The following is a 21,786-nucleotide window of genomic DNA, read 5'->3' on the forward strand; positions in this document are numbered from 1 at the left end:
ATAGAAAGAATCATTTTGCGTTGCATTCCATTGGATATTTGAATGATCTAAGGTACATTTTTGGTCTTTGCTAATTTGGGGTTATTGCTATGATTTTCGTAACAGGCGGAGCTGGATTTATCGGCTCAAATTTTATATTGAATTGGCTTAAAAAGCATAACGAACCTGTTGTTAACATTGATAAGTTAACTTACGCCGGCAACTTGGAAAACCTTAAGGAAGTTCAGAGCAATCCGAACTATATCTTCGCAAAGGTGGATCTCCTTGATCTGCCTGCTTTGGAAAAGTTGGTTAAGGAACACAAGCCTCGGGCAATTTTAAATTTCGCGGCCGAAAGCCATGTGGACCGTTCGATCCATGGTCCCGGCGATTTTATTCAGACCAATATCGTCGGCACCTTTAACTTGCTTCAAGTTGCAAAAGAATACTGGTCGCAACTTCCAGCGGCCGAAAAGAAGGCATTCCGTTTTCTGCATGTTTCAACGGATGAAGTCTATGGAAGCTTGGAAGCAAATGATCCAGCTTTTAGCGAAACGACTCCGTATCAACCAAACAGTCCGTATTCAGCTTCAAAAGCTGCAAGTGATCACTTGGTGCGTGCATATCATCACACCTATGGTCTACCAACAGTGACCACGAATTGTTCAAACAATTACGGTCCTTATCAGTTCCCAGAAAAACTAATCCCGCTAATGATACATAATGCTTTGAACGGCAAGGATCTTCCTATTTACGGCGACGGCTCGAATATTCGCGACTGGCTGTATGTTGTGGATCATTGCGAAGCCATTGAATTGGCCCTTGAAAAGGGACGCCTTGGTGAAACCTATAATGTCGGCGGTTGGAACGAAAAAAAGAACATCGAAGTTGTTGATACCATTTGCAACACTCTGGACAAAATTCGTCCTCGTCAAGACGGACAAAGCTACAAGACTTTGAAAAAGTATGTGACGGATCGTCCAGGGCACGACAAGCGCTATGCAATCGATGCGACGAAGATTGAAAAAGAACTGGGTTGGAAGCCCAAAGAAAACTTTGAAACTGGTTTGGCAAAAACGATTCAATGGTATTTGGAAAATGAAACTTGGGTTTCAAACATTGTCTCTGGCAGTTACCGCGAGTGGATGGATAAAAATTACGGAGGGCGCAAGTAATGAAGGGGATTATTCTAGCTGGTGGATCTGGTACCAGACTTTATCCTGCGACGACGGTTGTCAGTAAGCAGCTACTTCCTATTTATGATAAGCCGATGGTTTATTATCCGCTGACGACACTAATGATGGCCGGAATCCGTGACATCCTGGTTATTTCAACACCTCAGGATACACCGCGCTTTGAACAATTGCTGGGTGACGGTTCCCAGTGGGGTATTAAGCTTTCTTATGCGGTCCAGCCTTCTCCGGATGGTCTGGCGCAGGCGTTCATCATTGGTGAAAAGTTTATCGACGGTGATGAGTGCGCGTTGGTGCTTGGGGATAATATTTATTACGGTGATGGCTTTATGGGTCTGCTGCAAGAGTCATCGAAACTAAAGAACGGGGCGGAAGTCTTTGCGATCAAAGTTCACGATCCAGAACGTTACGGTGTTGTTGAATTTGATAAATCTGGAAATGCAGTATCCTTGGAAGAGAAACCAGCCAAGCCTAAGTCCCACTATGCTGTGACTGGTTTGTATTTTTATGACAAGCACGTGGTGGAATATGCAAAGGCGCTTATACCATCCCATCGTGGTGAGCTTGAAATCACGGATCTGAATCGTATCTATTTGGAAAAAGGTAATTTGAACGTTCAAGTGATGGGGCGTGGTTTTGCTTGGTTGGATACAGGTACACACGAGAGCCTGCTTGAAGCCAGTATGTTTATTCAAACTATTGAAAAACGTCAGGGTGTAAAAATTGCCTCGCCTGAGGAAGTTGCGTTCCGTATGCGCTATATCGGTAAGGATCAGTTGTTAAAATTAGCTGAGCCTTTGAAGAAGAATGCTTACGGCCAGTATTTGATTTCCGTTAGTTCGGAACTTGATTAATCCAAGTCAGGAAATAGAAACTTATGATTTACGATTGCTTTGCTTTTTTTAATGAGCTGGACCTTCTCGAGATTCGTTTGAATACATTAAACGACGTTGTTGATAAGTTTGTGCTGGTTGAAGCCACGCGCACGTTCCAGAAGAAAGAAAAACCTCTGTACTTCGAACAGAACAAAGAGCGTTTCAAGCCATTCTTGCATAAAATCGAACACGTCGTTGTTGATAAGTATCCGAACTTTTTTTCGAAGTGGAGAGTTCCTAAAACCTGGGATTACGACGATCATCAAAAAGAAGGCATCTTGTATGGACTTAAAGACTGTAAGCCAAATGATGTGATCATTGTATCTGATGTGGATGAAATTCCGCGCCCGGAACTAGTGAAAGAGTATGCATCGAAACCAGGTGTCAAAGTGTTTCAGCAAAAGCTTTATTACTACTATCTGAATTGCTTCATCAAGACCTATCCAGAGCCGATTCCATTGGTTGATGGTTATATGCCTTGGTATGGCACCGTTATGCTTAACTACGCCGATATCAAGACGATCAAGAAAACTCGATTGTATCGCGAAAATCGAGTCAGTACTGATAAAATCACTGTGGTGCCAAACGGTGGATGGCATTTTAGTTATCTTGGAGGGGCGAAGAAGGTTATCGAAAAGATCGAAGCTTACGCGCATAAAGAACACAACAAGGACGAGTTCAAGGATCCTAAAAAGGTGGAAGAAATCATTCGCAATGGAGGAAGTCTTTATGGTGACAAGCTTGATTCGAAATTTGTCAACATAGATGAGAGTTTCCCCAAGTTTGTTCAACAGAACCAAAAAATGCTAGAAGAGCTTATTTTACTGTAGGGGCTTTTAGGGTTTCACCACTCGGAGTCGAGTGTGAATATTCCTTGCTGGGAAAATGAATGCATAGTGTTTTTCGTAAGATTCCTGTCCAAATACTTTGGATAGGAATCGCGGAATCAGGCTTCTGATTGAGCTATTAAATTCAATTCTGCTTTCCAGAGTTTCGAACTCCCCAACTACATAGCATAAATACTCACCTTTTTCCATGCGGCGTGACCAGCCGCTTGAGAAGTGCCAGAAATGAGTGGGATCATTCCAGGAGTCGATCCAGGAAAAATGTGGCGTTTCTATTAGTATCTCGGCACCGTTGCGACAAATTCGGTGTATCTCTTTAAGAAAGACTTGAGTGTCGCGAACGTGTTCTATCACGTGGCTTGCGCGCACAAACTCAAAGTGATTGTCTGGAAGAGGCCAATTTGGCGAATTCAAATCAAAAACTTTGTCGGCAGCAGGGAATGGATATTGATCAATTCCGTAATAACCTTCTGGTTTATTATTTCCGCAGCCAACGTCTAATTTTTTTAACATGCCGTCATCTTAGTCACGGCCTGCGTCGGTGTAAAAGAAAATTTGCGAAAAGATATAACTCACTAGGCTGCATTTTGACTTTGACAGCCTATTGAGAAAGTTTGATTGTTTAAGTTGTCGTAAATGAAAGATTTTGAATATGTCAGAGCGAAAGCACATTGTCTTTGTAACTGAGCACCTTACTTTTGGTGGGGCTGAGGTTGTACTAACGACATATCTTAAAACAATTGACCCAAAATTGTATCAAGTGTCTTTGATCATACGCGATGATCTGGGTGAAAAAAATTATCTACTTAAGGAAGTTCCTTCTCACATTAATGTGTACACGTTATTTAATGAGGCGGACGGAAAACTTAGATGTAATAAGGCCGAATTAAGAAAAAGATTCCGTGCCTCTTTCGCGAAACTTGGTAATGTCGATGTTGTCGTAGATTTTTCGCCGGTCCTGGACAAAATCATTCATAGATTAAAGATTAAAAAATCTATTCTATGGATGCATGGTGACAAGTCACATATGGGCTTTTGTGAGCGCCTCAAGTACAGACTTAGAATCCGTAACTACGATAAAATTGTTCTACTGTGCGATGAAATGCGGGAACAGTTTAGCGGTCTTTTCCCAGAACTAAAAAATAAGTTTGTCGTTATTGCAAATCCATTCGTTATTGAAGATGTAAAGGCCAAGTCCCTGAATGAGGCAGAGCTTTCTGAATTAGATAGAGAAATGATGAAGAAAAAGTTCATTGTTTCTGTCGCTCGCCTGGTGCCTGGCAAGGATTTTCAAACTGTTATTGAAGCTGCAAGAATATTAAAGTGTAAAGGATATTCGTATCGACATTATATTATTGGTGATGGTGAGCTTCGTGGTGAGTTACAGGGATTAATTGATAAGTATTCGCTTAACGATATGGTGTTTCTTTTGGGAGCGAAAAAAAATCCATATCCTTGGATATTTAATTCTGAGTTTTTTGTGCATTCAGCAAACCGAGAAGGTTTCGGGCTGGTTATTGTCGAAGCGATGATTTTGAGGAAAGCAGTAATTGCTACTAAATGCCCAGTAGGTCCAGATGACATTTTGAACCATGGTGAGTTTGGTAAACTGTTTGGTCTGAATGATGCAACTGGTTTGGCAAATCATATTGCTTCCTATCTGAAAGATACGGATTTACGCGGACATTTTGAAAGAAAAGCGGAAAAGCGTGCACAATATTATTCGGTCGATAATATTCTACCTCTGCTTTATTCAGCATTTGATAGCGAATAGAAGAAAAAAGTTAAAATAGAGAGAAATCCGCCCGGGCGGATTGGTCTGAAGTGAATTTCTTTATACTGGAAATAGAAGTAATGAGCATTTTTGAAAAACTAAGTAAACAGCGATGGAATATTTTGGCAATTGCACTTTTTTTCTCCGTAGCAGTTTCCTGGAGATTTACGGACGTTTGTTTTGTTTTGTTAATTGCGACAGTTTTGTTTGATAGCTATAGGGATGGTTGGAAGTCGTTGCGGGGAATGTTTTCCGAGTTGAAAGTATTAAACATTCTGGTAATCGTTTTTGTCCTGGCTAATCTTTTAGGGTATCTGACGGCGACAGAGTTTGGTCCCCGGCAAATTGATGAAATGTTAAGTCTTAGATGGATTCTGTCATTTTATGCCTGCGTGTATATGGGGCGTAAGTTGCAATATGATAAAGTGAATGTGGATGCTCTTTCCATTGTATATGTTGTTCTGCTGCTTTTCGGTGTTTGTTACCAATATTTTCTGACGGCACGAACGGGGCGATTGGAAGGTTTTTTTGGTAATGCAAATATTTTCGCCTATACTGTAATCATACCTTGGGCAGTCTTTTTGACCTTGGAGTCTTTTGAATACGTAAATTCAAAAAGAAATAACTTTTTCCTTCTGGCGGCGATAGTGGCTATTTCTGTCATGGTATTTTTCACTCAGGGGAGGGGCACGTGGCTTGCGATGGCAATCGTATTTTTGGCTCTCTCTGCGTTGCTAAAGATTAAACGTAATGCATTCGTAATAGTTGGCGTCGCTGTTTTAGCCTTGGGAATGTATTTCGGAAATATTTTTGGCTTTAAAGATCGAATTCTTTATTCTTTTGATTTTGCAGCAGGTAGTGCGCAGGGCGTTCGCGCAGGCCTTTGGAGAATGAATTGGGAAATGTTTAAGGATCATCCCCTGTTCGGAATCGGTCTACATGAAAACTTCCGAATGCTTGAGGTTTATTATAGCAAGTTTAGTTTGATCAATCGTGAGGTGGGGGCGAATATCAACTATATCAATCACGCACATAATCAATTGCTTCAGGTTTTAACTGGTAGTGGGATTGTTGGTGGCTTTGCTTATATTGCAATTATGGTCATCGGGTTGAAGTTTTTTTACTCAAATTATAGGTCTCAAGTGGGTGTTTACAAAAATATTGCTCTTGCTGGACTTTTCGTGTTGGTAGCGCATATTGCAACGGGATTGGTAGACTGTCCTCTTATGGTGCACCAATCGCGTAGTTATTTGCTGTTGTTTTCCGGTGTCTTTGTTGGAGCATTAATGCCATTACGCCGAGGCACGGCGAGCATAGTTTAGAATATAAGCTGATGTCCTTTGCTATAGTAAAAAAATGCAGTTTCTGAATTTGAAAATCTCGAATTGCGCATCGCGCCTTTCTAAGCGACTGGCGTGCGTTCGAAAGTGTTCGTAAAATTGACGTCTGCATCAATTCCGATAGTATTTAGGATCACTCAGTTGCCTACCCAATGTATATATGTCATTTTTTAGGGACATTTTTCCTTTCTTATGAGTCATGGATTATCAACGATGATTTCTGGTCAAATTCGTAAAGTTTGCGTAGTGGGTTTGGGGTATATTGGTTTGCCGACAGCAGCTGTCTTGGCAAGTCGGGGCGTGGAAGTTATCGGCCTTGAAGTAAATGAGACAGTCATAGAAACCATCAATAAAGGCGACATTCACATTGTCGAGCCTGGTTTAGATGTGATTGTTAAATTAGCTGTTAGTACAAAGAAATTGCGTGCAACAAAAGAAGCAACTCCTGCCGATGTTTTTTTGATCGCGGTGCCCACACCATTTAAAGGTGACCATAAACCAGATCTTCAGTATGTGGAATCTGCTACAAGAGCTATAGCCAAGGTTCTGAAACGAGGCGATTTAGTTGTTCTTGAGTCCACTTCTCCAGTTGGAACTACTGAACAAATTGCTGCGTGGCTTGCGGAGGAAAGAGGCGACCTTTCTTTTGCTAAAGAAGGCGAAGAGCATTGTGACGTTTATATTGCGTATTGTCCTGAGCGAGTCTTGCCTGGGCAAGTTTTGCGAGAGCTGATTGAAAACAGTAGGGTTATAGGTGGAGTAAACCTGTCCAGTGCAAAAAGTGCACAGAAGTTTTATCAAATTTTTGTACAAGGTGATTGTGTCATTACGTCGGCTCGGCTGGCAGAAATGACTAAGCTGGCAGAAAACTCATTTAGAGATGTAAATATTGCGTTTGCAAACGAATTGTCACTTTTGTGTGACCAATTTGGCATTAATGTTTGGGAGTTAGTTGCTTTAGCCAATCGTCATCCGCGCGTAAATATATTGCAGCCCGGTTGTGGAGTTGGCGGGCACTGTATCGCCGTAGATCCATGGTTCTTGGTTAGTGCTGCGCCTGAGAAAGCGCGTGTTATTCGAACGGCTCGAGAAGTGAACAATTATAAACAGGAGTGGGTGGTAAAACAGATTCAAAATGCTGCCAAGGACTTTTTTGTTCAACACGGCCGAGGCGCGAATATTGTATGTTATGGTTTGGCTTTTAAACCTAATATTGATGACCTGCGTGAATCTCCTGCTTTAGAAGTTTATCACGATCTGAGAGAATTAGGTTTGCCAGTTTCTGCCGTGGAACCCAACATTTCTGAACACAACAATGTGATGCTAGTTGATCTCGAGCGTAGCATTGAACAGGCTGATATTTTAGTCTTCTTGGTTAAGCATAAAGAGTTCGCGGGCATTGAGGTTCCACATGGGAAGGTAGCTTTGGATTTTTGCGGGGTTCATGCTATATCGAGCCCAAAATGAACCTAGGTGGTCTTAAGAAAGCCATTAAAACTAATTTGGTCCTTGAGCGTGTTGCTCGACGACTGGTGGCTCTTGTTCCTTATAGTTTACGAAAGCTCGATAAGGAATTCTGGTTTTTCTATCAACTTCTTCAGGAAATGGAAAAGTGGCCCCCTGATAAAGTTCGTGAATATCAATTCAATAAGTTGAAAAGCTTGGTTGAAAGCGCCTATCTGCGATCGTCTTTTTATAGAGAAAAATTTAATAAGGCGGGTTTTGAACCGTCCCAGTTATGCGAATGGGGGGATTTTTCAAAAGTCCCATTTTTGACAAAGGATGAAGTTCGTCAATTTAGTAAGGAAATGGTTCTGTCTGGAATCGACTTTAATTCTCTTTCTGTAGGTTCCACAAGTGGAACTACTGGAAAGGCACTGCCGTTGTATTTTGATAAGAATACTTTGTCGCGCGAGTGGGCTAGTATCTGCTATCAGTGGAAGCGGGTTGGCTATCTCCCTGGTGATGGAAGGGTTGAGCTTCGAGGCTTTATTGACCGTGACGTCGACTATATTTACATGCCGGATGAACGCGTGTTGCGCGTGAATATTGCCCGAATGTCTGAAAGTAATATTTCATTGATTGTTACCAAGATAGTATCTTTGGGTTATAAGTTTATTCATGGATACCCATCGGCTGTGTTGAAGTTTGCCAATATTTTAGGCGGCGCAAAAGTTCATTTCAAGCCACAAGCTATTATGATGGCATCCGAACCCCTGTATGATTGGCAAATTGAAAAAATTGATGAAGTGTTTGATTGCGCAAAGATTGTGCATTATGGGATGGCTGAAAAAGTGGCGCTGGCCGCATGGGATGGAGACCGGAAATATCATTTTATTCCCGCCTATGGCATTGTAGAGCATGATTCATTGAATCATGAGATTATCGGTACTGGTTTAATAAACCAAGTGATGCCATTGATCCGCTACAGAGTAACTGACAGCATAGACGGATTTGAAGCGCTACCTGAGAAAATGGAAAAAAGCTTGTTCCCGGTCGTGGATAAGATTCACGGGCGTGAAGAAGATGTTACTTTTGATGTTTTTGGGAACTCCATTCCTCCGGCATTGGTTACCTTTCCATTTAAGAGCCTTCGTTTAATAACTGGTGCCAAAATCATTCAGATTGATAAAGCACAATTTATAGTCATTTTTGAATCAGAATTCGAAAGTACCTTTGAGCCATTAAAAACAGAAATTAGTCAGGTATTGGGAAATCTAGAAAAAATTTATGGATCAGGAAGCCAGTACCAGGTGGAGTTGACGAAGAAAATTCCAGTTAGCTCGAGTGGTAAATTTAGATGGATTGAGTGTAGGCTCCATGATTAGAATGTTTTTAAAAGACAGTTTTCTGTATACGCTATCTAATATTCTGTCTAAAGGGATCGGATTTTTGATCCTACCGGTATACACTGCTTATTTTAGCCCCGAGCAATTTGGCGTGTTGGATATGTTGCTTGTATCGGGGAATATCTTATCAATTTTTGTAGGTCTCGAAATTCATCAAGCAGTCGCACGATTCTTTCCAGAGGCAGAATCATTTGAAGAGAAAAGAAAGATTGTTTCGACGTCGCTCTTGTCTGTTCTGTTTTTTTACTTTTTGTTGGTTGTTCCAGCTCTTTTAATGTCAGAAATAGTATCGATGCAATTCTTCAAAGATGAGGGATACGCAGGATTGATTCGCGTTGCTCTTATTTCATACGGATGCAACTTCCTTTACTATTTTGCGAGTGCGCAATTGCGATGGCAAATGAAGGTTAAGCAAAATGTACTAGTCAGCGTGTTATATAGCCTTATTTCGGCGGGAGGGGCTTACTTGTTCCTGAGTAATGGAATGTTGGGGCTTTATGCTGTTTTTTTTGCACAGATAATTGGTGCGGTAGTGGGTTTCGGTGTGTCTCTAGTATTTTCAAAAGAATATTACGGACCATTTTTTGAGACAGAAACGTTCAAAAAGCTTACCCGGTTTTCATTGCCCCTGGTCTTTTCCACACTCACTGTTTATGCAATGCTTTATATAGATCGATTTTTGATTAATTATCTATTGAGTCCAAGTGACCTGGGACTTTATGGTTTTGCTTACCGAATCGCATCGGTTATTGGTTTGATTACTATGGGGACTCAAGCAGCACTGACGCCGATAATTTATAGTAAATATAAAGAGCCTGATACCCCTGGACAAATTGCACGACTTTTTAACATTTTCCTGTTGGCAAGTATAGTTTTAGTGGCCTGTCTGTTTTTGGGATCTGATGTAGTTGTCAGTCTCATGGCATCCTCTGCATACAGTGGGTCTTCAGTGTTGGTGCCATGGATCGCACTTTCCATTTTGTTTACGGGCGTTATTAATTTTGTGCCAGGAATATTCATTCAAAAAATAACTCGGTTGGTTCTATATATAAATTTGATCGCATTATTTATGAATGCTGTCTTGGGATATGTATTTATAAAAATGATGGGATTAATGGGGGCTGTCATTGCAACAGCCATTAGTAGTTTTTGCTATTTTTTCTTGTACTATTATTTGGGACAAAAATACTATTTTATTCCTTTCTTTTGGACAAAGATCGGAAGACGGTGAAAGGTTAAAATGGACAACGTTTACATTCATGAGACTGCTCATATTTCTAACTCCGCGAAGATTGGAGATGGAACTAAGATTTGGATCAATGTGCAGGTAAGGGAAGAGACTAAGGTGGGCGCCCAGTGTATTCTTGGGAAAGATGTTTATGTTGCGGAGTTTGTGACTATTGGTGACAGATGTAAGATCCAAAATGGTGTGTCTGTATTTACCGGGGTGACGATCGAAGATGATGTTTTTGTCGGTCCCGATGCGACGTTTACAAATGACATGGTTCCTCGGGCATTTGTAACGGATTGGAAGATTGTGCCAACTGTCGTAAGAAAAGGCGCTAGTATTGGAGCGAACGCAACAATAGTCTGCGGGGTTACTATTGGTGAGTACGCGATGGTCGCTGCAGGAAGCGTTGTTACAAAGGACGTAGAGCCGTATAGTTTGGTAATGGGTAATCCAGCACGTCACTACCGTTTTATTGATAAAATGGGTAATAAAATCGAAAGATCAAAAGTTTAATTGGAGAGAAGATATGAGACCAACCATTAAAGGTAGTAATGTCCTGGTTACTGGCGGAGCGGGCTTTATTGGGAGTCACCTTGTTGATAAGTTAATTGAGTCAGGAGCGAAGAATGTTGTCGTTGTTGATAACATGTTTCTTGGTGATGAGGCTAATCTGGTTAGTGCTCAAAAATTAGGAGCTGTACTCTATAAGGATGACATAGAGATCCCTTCAACTTTGGACTATATCTTTTCAAGGCATAATATCGATATTGTTTTTAACTGTGCCACCAAAGCTCTTAATTACTCATTTGTTAATCCAAAGAATGCGTTCGACACAAATGTATCTGGAGTTTTGAATATTCTTGAACAACAACGCAAAGGGAGCTTTAAAACATTGGTTCATTTCTCAACATCCGAGGTGTATGGCACCGCGGTTTACGAGCCGATGGATGAAAAACACCCAATTAACCCAACAACAACATATGCTGCAGGCAAAGCCGCCGCAGATCTTGCCGTTAATAGCTATGTTAACATGTTTGGATTGGATGCCTTTGTTGTACGTCCGTTTAATAATTACGGTCCTCGTCAGAATTACAAAGGATATATGGCTGGCGTAATTCCAATTACAGCATATAAAATTCTAAAAGGACTTAATCCTGAAGTTCATGGCACCGGACAGCAGAGCAGAGATTTCATTTTTGTTCTGGATACTGTGGATGCCATCGTGAAGTTATATGACGTCATGGAGCCTGGTGGAAGTGTTAACATTTCCACGGATGGTCAGATTTCTGTAAAGGAGCTGATTCATCAGATTTCAGATATCATGAAGTATAAAGGACAAATATTGGAAAAGCCTGCTCGGGGCGCAGATGTGGAATGTCACAATGCGAGCAATCTGAAGGTGAAGGGGCTCATAGACTATCAACTAACGCCGTTTGATGTGGGTTTGAAAAAGACCATTGAATGGTATGTGGAGAATATTAAATGATTAAACTTATTAAACCTTATATTAGTTTTGAGGAAGTCGAGTCTGAATTCAGAGATGTTTTTGAAAGTGGCTGGTTTACCAAAGGCAAGTATGTAGAGGCATTTCGCGAAGAGATTAAAAAATATACCGGGGCTAAATATTCATTTCTGGCAACTTCTGCAACGACGGCCCTATCAGCTTGTCTAAGAGTTTTGGACGTTAAGGCGGGCGATGAGGTTATTGTTTCTGATTTTTCATTTCCTGCGACTGCTAATGTTGTCGAAGATGTTGGGGCAGTTTCAGTTTTTGTCGATGTCGACAAAACAACATTTAATATGCTACCCGACGATCTGGTAAGGAAAATCACCAAGAAAACAAAGGCTGTCATTTTCGTAGATGCGCTTGGAAATCCGTCCGGAATCCATAGAATTAAAGAAATATGCAACAAGTACAATATTCCATTAATTGAAGATGCGGCCTGCGCTATCGGTAGCAGTGAGCGTTCCGTAAAATGCGGCAATATAGCAGATCTGACCTGTTTTAGTTTTCATCCCCGAAAGCTTCTGACAACGGGAGAGGGAGGCGCAATCACCACCAATAGCGAACGCATGGCTCAAATACTTGATATAAAACTTAATCACGGGTCTGTTTTCGAAGGTGGAAAGTTTGATTTCGTAGACTTTGGCTACAACTATCGATTGCCGGAACTTCAATCCATTATGGGGCTAAAACAACTAAAGAAACTAGATGGTATTGTTGAAAATCGAAATTTGATACGCAATGAGTATATCAATCTTTTGTCACCACTTGGTTTTAGAGCACAAGCTGTAGCTGATGATGTTGTGTACAATGTTCAATCCATGGTTTTCCTCGTGCCTGAGGGTATTGATAGAGATCACCTTATAATTGAACTTAAAAAGAATGGCGTAGAAACGACTTTGGGTACCTATTGCATGAGTAATGGAACCTACTTTAGGAAGAAGTATAACAATGTTCAGCAAACATCCTTATTTTTGGAACGCAATACGCTGACACTGCCGTGTTACGAAGGGTTGGATGTAAAACCCATTGTTGAGGCGATTCGGAAAGTACTAAATGCCTAATAGTAAGAATGGTGATTCACGGGATATCCAAACTAAAATTATCAAATCAATAAAGAAGTTTGATCTGAATATGGATGGCCGAGTAGTGCTTACTGAAGCCGCAACAGGTGTATATGCGGTTACCGCCGTTATTGCAGCGATGGCAGGTGCGAAAGTATACGCTCTGGCGAAAGAGTCAGATTACGGTGATTTTTCAAAAATCAATAGTGATATGCAAAAGTTAATTGGCGGCTTTGCAGATAGAAGTTTTAACTCCAGAATTAAGATTATTAAAGATTTGTCTGAAATCAATGATCACATTGATGTGGTTACAAACTCAGGATTTGTAAGGCCTATCAATGAGAAATTGATGGATCTTTTAACTAAAGACTCTGCAATTTCATTGATGTACGAACCATGGGAATTTCGAGAATCTGATATTGATTTGAAACAGGCCGTTGCCAAAGGTATTAAGGTTTATGGCGTTAATGAACACGATCAGCGACTCCGCACGATGGAATATATTGGCTTCATTGCATTGTATTTGCTACTAGAGCAAAAAATCACCCCTTTTTCTAATAAAAAGATCCTAGTTTTGGGGGGCTCAAAGTTCAGTGACCCGGTGAATAAAATTTTGATGCAAAATGAATACAATGTTGATGTTGTCAGCAGGTATGAAACCGCGACTGACATTACAAAGTATGATGTGGTTATTTTGGTCGAGAATGAAGATGCACAGCTTTTAGTCGGTGATGAGGGAGCTTATATTTCCTCTGGCGAGTTAATGGGTAATCACCTTATGATCCATATTTGCGGTAATGTAGATGTAAATAATGTTAAATGCGCTTTGATTCCTGCTTCTCCTAAAAAGTATGGTTTCATGAGCTTTAGAACAGATTTTATTGATAGTATGGCTTTGGTTGATTTGCAGACCGCTGGTTTGGCGGTCGGAGAAGGAATGATCAAAGCAAATTGTCTTGGCTTGAAAGGCTTTCAGTATAAAAAGTTTATGGAAACAAATTATCCTGCTTTAGCTTTTGAATTTGAAAAGTACTGGTGAGTGTAAAGATGAAAATTGCAATTCTTGGGCGAACTCAAATGCTACTTAAAACGGCAGAACTGCTCATTGCAAGTGGATTTGAAATCCCACTTGTTGTGACAGCTAAAGCTGCTCCCGAATACCTGGTTACGGAAGCGGATTTCGAAAGATTTTCTGCTCGTATTGGAGCTAAGTATCTTTGTACAAATAAAATAAACGACTATGTGGGTGTTTTGTCGAGTTGTGACGTTGATATTGGCGTTAGCATGAACTATTCAAGTACGATTTCTGAGCAAATTGTCGAATGTTTTAAAATGGGTATCTTGAATGCGCATTTGGGTGATCTGCCGAAATATCGTGGAAATGCGACTCCCAACTGGGCGATAATTAATGGCGAGGCAAGTATACCATTGTGTATACAGTACATGATTGGTGGAGAGTTGGATTCTGGAGATGTTGTAAATCGCGCGTCCAAAGAAATTACTGATGCCACAAAGATCGGTGAAATTTATGATTGGGTCGATGAAGTAACCCCAGGACTGTATCTCGAAACCTTAAATGTATTGCAGAAGAACCCAAGTCATATTCTTTACAAGCAATCGCGCAATCCTATGGATGCACTGAGATGTTATCCGCGTATCCCTGACGATTCCCGAATCAATTGGAGTCAAAGTAATTTGCAAATTCTCAGATTAGTTAATGCTAGCTCTAGACCATTTAGCGGCGCATTTTGCTTCTATGGTTCCGAGAGACTAGTTGTGGATGATTGCGAGTTGTTTGAGGATTCGGAATTGTATTGTGCAATGCCCGGGCAGATTTCAGAAATTAATCGTGATCGCAAGTACGTCGTTGTTATAACGGGTCAAGGAAAGTTGAAAATTAACAGAATTATTCACAATGGGGCTGTTGTTGATCCAACGATGCTCGTGAAGTCAATTCGAACTCGATTTGTATAGGTTATTTGAAATATTATTTCAGTTTGTGGGGTTAAATGGGTTCAATATACTTGGATGAAGAAGCATGGTTAAACGAATGGAACGCCAGACAGGAAAGAAAGAAACATCTAGTCTCTTGTATTAAGTGTTTGTATGACTCTGAAACTCCCAATATTTCATTCGATAGCGCAGGACTTTGCATATACTGCCAGAAAGACGATGAGCTGAGAATTCAGTTTCCTGGTGGTGAAAAAGGAAGATCTGATTTTGAGAAGATCGTAGAGGAAATTAAAATTGCCGGTAAAGGCAAAAAGTATGACGTGATCGTGGGTGTCAGCGGTGGAACAGATTCGACATACATGCTTCACATTGCAAAAGAATATGGACTTCGAGTTTTAGCTGTTCACTTTGATAATACCTGGAATACGACAATTGCGCAGCAAAACATAAAAAATACTCTCAAGGTTCTTAATTTTGATTTATGGACCTACGTGGTTGATAACAACGAATATGACGATATCTATAAATCGTTTTTTCAAGCAAGCACTCCTGATTTGGAGATTCCTACGGATATTGCTTTAGCTGCTACTTTAAACATGGCTGCTGATAAGTTTGGCATTCAGTATATCTTCGAAGGGCATTCATTCAAAACAGAGGGAATGGCGCCTTTGGGTTGGATATATATGGATGCAAAGTATATCGAGAGTGTTCATAGTGAGTTTGGGAAGCTGCCAATGAGAACCTTTCCGGACTTTTCATTTTCAAAACAATTGAAGTGGATGTTGTTTAACCGTTTAAAAAAAATTCGTCCATTGTGGTATTTGGATTATGACAAAGCTGCAGTAAAAAAGATGATTTCCGAAAAGTATGGATGGCAATGGTACGGCGGTCATCACTTGGAAAACCGCATTACAGCGTTTTATCACACATACTATCTGCCAAGAAAGTTTGATATCGATATGCGAACTCTCGGGTTTTCTGGGAGAATTCGAAGTGGTCAAATGCCGCGTGAAGAAGGTGTTCGGCGTCTGTCGGAGCCTCCTGCTTTTGACAAGGATCTCTTTGAAATGGTGTTGCGTCGATACAACTATGATCAGGTTGAGTTTGAACGATTGATGCTTTTGCCAAAGAAAACCTATAAAGAATTTAAGACGTACAAGCCAATGTTTGAAAAGTTGAGACCGTTCTTCTATTTAATGGCAAAGGCAAATCTGATTCCATGGAGCTTTTATATTAAGTACACGGCGAAAGATAATATCTAAGGTAGTAGGGTAGCAATGATTAGCATTGTAAATTATGGCATGGGCAATATTGGTTCTATTGTAAATATGCTCAAGAAAATTTCTGTACCGGTGGAAGTGGTCAGTACACCCGAGGAAATATTTAAAGCTAAAAAAATCCTTTTGCCAGGTGTTGGGGCTTTTGATGCTGCCATGACAAAGATTAACGAATCCGGAATTAGATCTGTGCTTAATGAGAAGGCCTTAATTGAGAAGGTGCCAGTTTTAGGAATTTGCTTAGGTATGCAATTATTAACCAATAATAGCGATGAGGGACAATTGCCTGGACTGGCATGGGTGAATGCCAGCACTTTGAGCTTTAGAAAAGCCATCGATACAAACTTGTTCAAAGTTCCGCATATGGGATGGAATGAAGCTAGGTTGTGCCAATCCTCGAAGTTGACTTCAGGGTTCAGTGAACAGGATGAAGTTCGGTTTTATTTTGTTCACTCTTACTATGTTAAGTGTATGAACGATAAAAATTCGATACTAAAAACAGAGTATGGTATTGAGTTTGATTCGGGCATTCAAAATGACAACATTTTCGGCGCTCAGTTTCATCCGGAGAAAAGTCATAAGTACGGCATGAAACTTCTTGAGAATTTTGCGAGGATTTGAATGAGCCGAGCCAGAACGAGGGTTATACCTTGCCTTTTATTGAAGGGTGATAGTCTTGTTAAGTCTGTAAAGTTTAAAGACTACCGTTATATTGGTGATCCAATAAATACAGTTCGAATTTTTAATGAGCTAGAAGTCGATGAGTTAGTGTTCTTAGATATCACGGCAAGTAAAGAGTCCAGAAGTCCTAACTTCAAACTGCTCGAGAATATTGCCAGTGAGTGTTTTATGCCGTTAGCATATGGCGGTGGGTTGCGTACTTTAAGTGATGTTAGAACTATTTTTAATATCGGTTTTGAAAAAGTTGTTATCAACTCAGCTGCGTTCAGTAATCCAGACCTTATTCCGGAGATCGTGGAAATCTATGGTTCTCAGGCGGTGGTTGGCTCGATCGACTATAAATCAAATATTTTCAAAAGATTCCACGTTTATTCGAATGGTGGTAGCAAGAAGCAGGATCCTTCGCCAAAAGAATGGGCCAGTCACCTGGAAACTAAGGGCGTCGGTGAAATTCTTCTGACATCAATTGAGCGTGATGGAACTTGGAATGGATACGATATTAAGATGGTCAAAGAGATTTCCCAATCATTGTCCGTTCCTTTGATTGCCAATGGTGGTGCTGGAACTGTTGAGCATCTGGGTGAGGTTGTAAAAATGGGTGGTGCTTCAGCCGTCGCGGTAGGCAGCATGGTTGTTTATCAAAAGAAAGATATGGGGGTTCTTGTGAACTTTCCAGACAAGAATAAACTCAAAGATGTGCTGGGGTAAAATGAGAAGGGTTGTCTATCAATTTGGATCTCTCGCAGGTTGGCCATACGTTCTGGCTAAAGGACTTCGAAATCAAGGTGTCGAGAGCATAAACATTATTCCTGAGGCCGTGGATCGAGGAGGAACGACCAATAGTGCTGGGAAGTCCAACAGACAGCTCAAGTATGATGAGTGTTTGAATTTGTCGACCTGTTCAAAACCGAGAAGACTCTTAAATCGTATTTTTTTGGTTTTAAGAATTTTGCGTGATGGAAAGCTTGTTCATTATCACGGCGGAACAATACTTCCATATAATTTGGATGTTTGGATTTTCAAGGTATTTGGAATTCCAACATTGATTACTTGGGGAGGGGGCGATGCGCGAATTATTCAGAAAGCAGCTTCGAAAAACCCTTACTTCTTTCGCTACGAAGAGCCTCAGAAGGACGCTAAGATTCGCAAGATGCTAAAGCGGCTTTCCAAATTTGGAGTTCACGTGGCCACAGATCCTGAAATGGCTCTTTATATGGAAGGATACTTTGATACAGTCCATTCATTTAAGGCCCCGATGGATCTTAGCGAGTTAACTTGCAAGTATCCAAGCCCTGAGAACTCAAAACCCGTATTTTTACATGTGCCGACTCATCCTTTTGTGAAGGGGACAGTGCATATAGCTAATGCCTTCAAGAAGCTTAAGAACGAAGGTTTTGAGTTTGAGCCTGTGTTGTTGGAGTCAACAATGACCCAGGTTGAAATGAGAAAGAAGATTTCTGAATGTGATGTCTATGTGGATGAACTTAGGTGTGGATCTTATGGTTATACCGCAATTGAAGCAACAGGGAGTGGTAAGCCTACATTGACATATATTATTGACGAAATTGTAAGTAAGTTTCCGGCAGAGCTTCCTTTTGTTAATACGAATGCCGACAATGTATACGAAAACTTAAAGATCTTAATATTAAATCCTCAATTGAGATACGAATTGGGGCTCAAAAGCCGTCAATATGTTGAAAAGTATCATAGTGTCGAGGCTGTCGTACAAGAAATGAAAGTTCTCTATGCTAGAATCTCGAAGTGATTATTGGGTTGCTTCAATAAGGGCAGAAAATTTTTTGGCGACAGTGCGAATATCATAATCATTAAGATCAATGGGAGATTGCGCTTGTGAGTAGTCCTCAACCAGGAACTTTTCGAAAACTGAAGTGTCACTGGTGTCGCTGCATATGTCTAGGATGGGTCGCTTAGCAAGTGTATAGTCAATAAGTTTGCTGGGGCTCTGGGTTGCGCTTTTGTTCCGGAAGTTAATAAGAAAGTCACATGTACTAAGAAATGAGATACATTGTTTCCTTGGGATAGCTTCCAGTATTTGGAGTCTGCCATGGATATCCATTTCTTTATATTTGCTCAGTAGTTGATTGTTTTCTGCTGAGGTCGTGTCTGTTAAAAAAATAAGTTTAAAATTTTGAGCTAAACCAAGGGCCTTGCGCAGAAAACCTTCTGGATCGCGTATGTCTTTGTAAAATAGTCCGGCGTACGCAATTTTTGGAATGGAGTTTCTTTTATAATCCTCAGTTTCAACTTCTTCAATATTAAGTCCCTGGGGGATAACGTTAATTTTGTCCGTGGCAATCAGGCCATAAAATGCTGGTATTGCATTTTTGACCGGAACTACAACATGGTTGGTGCGGTTCAGAAGAGTCTTTTCGAATAGATAGTTGAATGGAGACCAGTGAGATTTCGGATTTCGGGAGAATGGGTCACCATAGTCCAAAATCATGTTATCGGTCATGTGGAGTTTCTTTTTTAGTAAGTAGGCTCCGAGATGGCTTCCTAAAGGAAGGCCTATGGAGATAATGGCCGCGTATTTCTCTTTTAGAAGGTGTCTATTCCGATATACCGAAATTCCAAATAGTGTACTGAGTCCCCCTGGTAATGAAAAATGAAGTAGCTTGCGTAGAGCATTTTTCAATGGGGATTCTTGCATAGCGAAAGTTTTAAGAGGAGGGGCATTTTGGGGTTGAGACTTGAGTTTTCGGATGCCTCGCGGCAGGGAAATCTGCTCAAACGGTTGATGGCTGCTAGTTGGAGGTACTGGAGTTAAAACCTGTACGTTATAGTTCTTGCTAAGTTCTTTTGCGAGCTCGTAGGCTCGAAACGCCCTCGGTGATATTTGAGGATGAAAGTAGTAGCTAATTATCAAGATGTTTCTTTTGGGAATGCTCATGTTCCTATCCAAGCTAACTGGTGTGTTGGCGTAGGACAAGTTGTTTATTGGACAACAAAAATCTATTCTAGGTATTTTTGTTTTGATATGGTGCTAGGGTGTGACTTTAACCTGCCGCGATATGTCTTAGTGTATGTCGTGGAAATTTATGGATATACTTTCCTCAGAGGTAAGTAATGAAGCAAGTTTTGATTCAAGGTGGGAATATTCTAGTGGAAGAGGTTCCTTCACCAGTGGTGGAAGCGGGGCATGTTTTAGTTCAAGTGCAAAGCAGTTGTATTTCGGCCGGCACTGAGCTTAGTGGAATTCGCTCTAGTGCCGTACCGTTATGGAAAAAAGCTTTAAAACAACCAGAAAAGGTAAAGCGGGTTATTGATGTCGCTATAAATGATGGTTTGGTGAAAGCTATTAACTTGGTTGAAAAAACAAAGACATGGCTCCCAGTGGGATATTCTGCGGCCGGAGTGGTAGTAGCTGTTGGTGAAGGTATTTTAGATATAAAAGTTGGCGATCGAGTTGCGTGTGCTGGAGCTCAGTGTGCCTATCATGCAGAGGTTATTTCGGTACCCAGAAATCTGACGGTGGTAATTCCATCAAATGTTTCTTTTGCGCATGCTTCAACGGTCACTTTAGGCGCCATTGCAATGCAGGGGGTGCGTCGCTTAAACCCAACACTTGGAGAAGTATTTGCGGTTGTTGGCTTAGGTATACTGGGGCAAATGACTGTTCAACTGTTGAAGGCGAATGGGTGTCGGGTCATCGCCTTGGATCTCGATAAAAAACGTGTAGAGTTGGCAAAACAATGTGGAGCAGACTTTACCGTTGATCCGGATCTAGATATCGATGTGGAAGCTGTGATGCGTATGACAGCAGGGTATGGGGTTGATGGAGTAATTGTTACCGCGGCAACTTCATCTCACTCAGTTATTTCAACTGCCTTTAAAATGTGCCGAAAGAAGGGCCGAGTTGTTCTGGTGGGTGACGTTGGTTTAAATATCGATCGAAATGATATTTATATGAAGGAATTGGATTTCCTGGTGTCGACATCCTATGGCCCAGGTAGATACGATGCGAAGTATGAAGATGAAGGATTGGACTATCCCATTTCCTATGTACGTTGGACTGAAAATCGAAACTTAAGCGAGTTCCTGAACTTGATATCTTCTGGTGCTATGCGATTGGATAGTCTTATTCAAGCTGAGTTCGATTTAGAGATGGCAGCAAAGGCTTATGAAGAGATAAGAAACTCCATTGAAAAGCCATTGATAGTGCTTCTTAAATACAAGGCCGGCATTGATCAAATTTTGGAAAGAAAGATCGAACTGCGCAGCGCAAATTCAAGCAAAGCTGATTTGCTGCGAGTTGGAGTAATTGGTGCCGGAGGTTTTGCACAGTACGCCCATCTTCCAAATATGAAAAGTATTTCCGACTTCAAGTTGTCAGCCATTGTTACACGTTCCGGGCATAAAGGCGTGGCGGTCGCGAAGCAGTTTGGTGCAGATTACGCGACGACGGACTACCAGGAAGTACTTGCAGATCCAAACATTAATATGGTTGTAGTTGCGACACGGCACGATAGCCATATGGCGATCGCTTTGGATGCTCTGAAGAGGGGGAAGCACGTTTTGCTAGAAAAGCCTTTGTGCATTTCCTCCAAGGAACTGGAGGATGTAAAAAGTTATTTTTCAGAGAAAACGGACGGGCCCATTTTAATGACGGGGTTTAATAGAAGATTTTCGCCCGCTATACAGAAAGTGAAGTCTAGCTTTGGCGAAAAACGTGGTCCTTTAATTATAAACTATAGAATGAATGCTGGTTTTATTCCATTGGATAGCTGGGTGCACGGTAAGGAAGGTGGCGGTCGCAATATCGGCGAAGCTTGTCATATCTACGATTTGTTTACATTTTTAACTGGTAGCAAAGTTATCGATATTAAAGTGCAGTCAGTTGGCTCAGTTCCTGGCGGTTATTCAAATCGCGACAATTTTGTAGCTTCGTTTTATTTTGAAGACGGATCTATAGCATCGCTTACTTACACTTCCATGGGGCACACAAGTCTTGCGAAAGAGCGCATGGAATTATTTGTCGATGGAAAATCCATAGTGCTGGATGATTATAAGTCTTTGGAATTTTTTGGTCCAATCCCAAGTAAAGTTAACTTTAGAGTTCAGGATAAAGGTCAACATCAAGAACTTGTTGAATTTGCAAGGGCTGTGAAAACAGGTGGTAGCTGGCCGATACCTTTGTGGGAACAAGTTCAAGCAACTGAAATGAGCTTTGTTGTTGAAAGCCTGCTTTCCGAATGAGTTA

The 21,786-nt window shown here is 41.0% G+C and carries 20 protein-coding genes; 18 read left to right on the plus strand and 2 right to left on the minus strand.

From position 1 onward, the window contains the following. The first annotated feature begins 89 nt into the window (after positions 1-89). Genes rfbB through ACLVWR_RS14565 form a run of 3 tightly spaced genes read left to right on the plus strand, consistent with a single transcriptional unit; the run spans position 90 to position 2,877 of the window. Positions 90-1,154 carry a dTDP-glucose 4,6-dehydratase gene (gene rfbB / locus ACLVWR_RS14555; protein WP_413581351.1) on the plus strand — a complete coding sequence of 355 codons (1,065 nt, stop codon included), beginning with the start codon at positions 90-92 and terminating at the stop codon, positions 1,152-1,154. Further along, complete coding sequence (gene rfbA, locus ACLVWR_RS14560) at positions 1,154-2,026, plus strand: glucose-1-phosphate thymidylyltransferase RfbA (RefSeq protein WP_413581352.1); 873 nt, start codon at positions 1,154-1,156, stop codon at positions 2,024-2,026. Before rfbB ends, rfbA begins: the two co-directional genes overlap by 1 nt. Before the next feature lie 23 nt (positions 2,027-2,049). Then, on the plus strand, positions 2,050-2,877 hold the full coding sequence (locus ACLVWR_RS14565) for an N-acetylglucosaminyltransferase (RefSeq protein ID WP_413581353.1): 828 nt from the start codon (positions 2,050-2,052) through the stop codon (positions 2,875-2,877). A 6-nt stretch (positions 2,878-2,883) separates the two neighbouring features. Here ACLVWR_RS14565 and ACLVWR_RS14570 read toward each other — a convergent pair whose 3' ends face one another. After that, entirely contained in the window at positions 2,884-3,405 is a 522-nt protein-coding gene (locus tag ACLVWR_RS14570) for a class I SAM-dependent methyltransferase (protein ID WP_413581354.1), read from the minus strand. A 139-nt stretch (positions 3,406-3,544) separates the two neighbouring features. Between ACLVWR_RS14570 and ACLVWR_RS14575 the strand changes: the two genes are divergently transcribed. The 14 genes from ACLVWR_RS14575 to ACLVWR_RS14640 all read left to right on the plus strand — a co-directional run bounded on the left by ACLVWR_RS14575 (position 3,545) and on the right by ACLVWR_RS14640 (position 18,330). Further along, the gene (locus ACLVWR_RS14575; RefSeq protein ID WP_413581355.1) at positions 3,545-4,666 is read left to right on the plus strand and encodes a glycosyltransferase; all 1,122 of its coding nucleotides are present in this window, start codon (positions 3,545-3,547) and stop codon (positions 4,664-4,666) included. A gap of 80 nt (positions 4,667-4,746) precedes the next feature. Beyond that, positions 4,747-5,988 carry an O-antigen ligase family protein gene (locus ACLVWR_RS14580; RefSeq protein ID WP_413581356.1) on the plus strand — a complete coding sequence of 414 codons (1,242 nt, stop codon included), beginning with the start codon at positions 4,747-4,749 and terminating at the stop codon, positions 5,986-5,988. Between the two features lie 231 nt (positions 5,989-6,219). Further along, entirely contained in the window at positions 6,220-7,473 is a 1,254-nt protein-coding gene (wecC, locus tag ACLVWR_RS14585) for a UDP-N-acetyl-D-mannosamine dehydrogenase (RefSeq protein WP_413581357.1), read from the plus strand. After that, on the plus strand, positions 7,470-8,834 hold the full coding sequence (locus ACLVWR_RS14590) for a hypothetical protein (protein WP_413581358.1): 1,365 nt from the start codon (positions 7,470-7,472) through the stop codon (positions 8,832-8,834). The genes wecC and ACLVWR_RS14590 overlap by 4 nt, the downstream gene beginning before the upstream one ends. After that, positions 8,827-10,086 (plus strand): oligosaccharide flippase family protein, encoded by a 1,260-nt coding sequence (locus ACLVWR_RS14595; protein WP_413581359.1) that lies wholly within the window; start codon positions 8,827-8,829, stop codon positions 10,084-10,086. Before ACLVWR_RS14590 ends, ACLVWR_RS14595 begins: the two co-directional genes overlap by 8 nt. 9 nt (positions 10,087-10,095) lie before the next feature. Then, positions 10,096-10,599 carry an acyltransferase gene (locus ACLVWR_RS14600; RefSeq protein WP_413581360.1) on the plus strand — a complete coding sequence of 168 codons (504 nt, stop codon included), beginning with the start codon at positions 10,096-10,098 and terminating at the stop codon, positions 10,597-10,599. Positions 10,600-10,612: 13 nt separating this feature from the next. Further along, entirely contained in the window at positions 10,613-11,572 is a 960-nt protein-coding gene (locus tag ACLVWR_RS14605; RefSeq protein WP_413581361.1) for an NAD-dependent epimerase/dehydratase family protein, read from the plus strand. Further along, complete coding sequence (locus ACLVWR_RS14610; RefSeq protein WP_413581362.1) at positions 11,569-12,654, plus strand: DegT/DnrJ/EryC1/StrS family aminotransferase; 1,086 nt, start codon at positions 11,569-11,571, stop codon at positions 12,652-12,654. Before ACLVWR_RS14605 ends, ACLVWR_RS14610 begins: the two co-directional genes overlap by 4 nt. After that, positions 12,647-13,693, plus strand: a complete 1,047-nt coding sequence (locus ACLVWR_RS14615; protein ID WP_413581363.1) for a hypothetical protein — start codon at positions 12,647-12,649, stop codon at positions 13,691-13,693. Before ACLVWR_RS14610 ends, ACLVWR_RS14615 begins: the two co-directional genes overlap by 8 nt. Positions 13,694-13,701: 8 nt before the next feature. Then, positions 13,702-14,628, plus strand: coding sequence for a methionyl-tRNA formyltransferase (locus ACLVWR_RS14620; RefSeq protein ID WP_413581364.1), 927 nt, complete (start codon positions 13,702-13,704; stop codon positions 14,626-14,628). A 35-nt stretch (positions 14,629-14,663) separates the two neighbouring features. Next, entirely contained in the window at positions 14,664-15,869 is a 1,206-nt protein-coding gene (locus ACLVWR_RS14625; protein ID WP_413581365.1) for an N-acetyl sugar amidotransferase, read from the plus strand. Between the two features lie 15 nt (positions 15,870-15,884). Continuing rightward, positions 15,885-16,505 carry an imidazole glycerol phosphate synthase subunit HisH gene (gene hisH / locus ACLVWR_RS14630; protein WP_413581366.1) on the plus strand — a complete coding sequence of 207 codons (621 nt, stop codon included), beginning with the start codon at positions 15,885-15,887 and terminating at the stop codon, positions 16,503-16,505. After that, entirely contained in the window at positions 16,506-17,273 is a 768-nt protein-coding gene (locus ACLVWR_RS14635) for an AglZ/HisF2 family acetamidino modification protein (protein WP_413581367.1), read from the plus strand. A 1-nt stretch (position 17,274) separates the two neighbouring features. Continuing rightward, complete coding sequence (locus tag ACLVWR_RS14640; RefSeq protein ID WP_413581368.1) at positions 17,275-18,330, plus strand: hypothetical protein; 1,056 nt, start codon at positions 17,275-17,277, stop codon at positions 18,328-18,330. Here ACLVWR_RS14640 and ACLVWR_RS14645 read toward each other — a convergent pair whose 3' ends face one another. Then, positions 18,331-19,476 (minus strand): hypothetical protein, encoded by a 1,146-nt coding sequence (locus ACLVWR_RS14645; RefSeq protein WP_413581369.1) that lies wholly within the window; start codon positions 19,474-19,476, stop codon positions 18,331-18,333. Between the two features lie 176 nt (positions 19,477-19,652). On the opposite strand from ACLVWR_RS14645, the gene ACLVWR_RS14650 reads away from it, so the two are divergent. After that, entirely contained in the window at positions 19,653-21,782 is a 2,130-nt protein-coding gene (locus ACLVWR_RS14650; RefSeq protein WP_413581370.1) for a bi-domain-containing oxidoreductase, read from the plus strand. Positions 21,783-21,786 lie beyond the last annotated feature (4 nt).

The sequence above is a fragment of the Bdellovibrio sp. HCB288 genome (assembly GCF_047305935.1).
Taxonomy (GTDB): domain Bacteria; phylum Bdellovibrionota; class Bdellovibrionia; order Bdellovibrionales; family Bdellovibrionaceae; genus Bdellovibrio.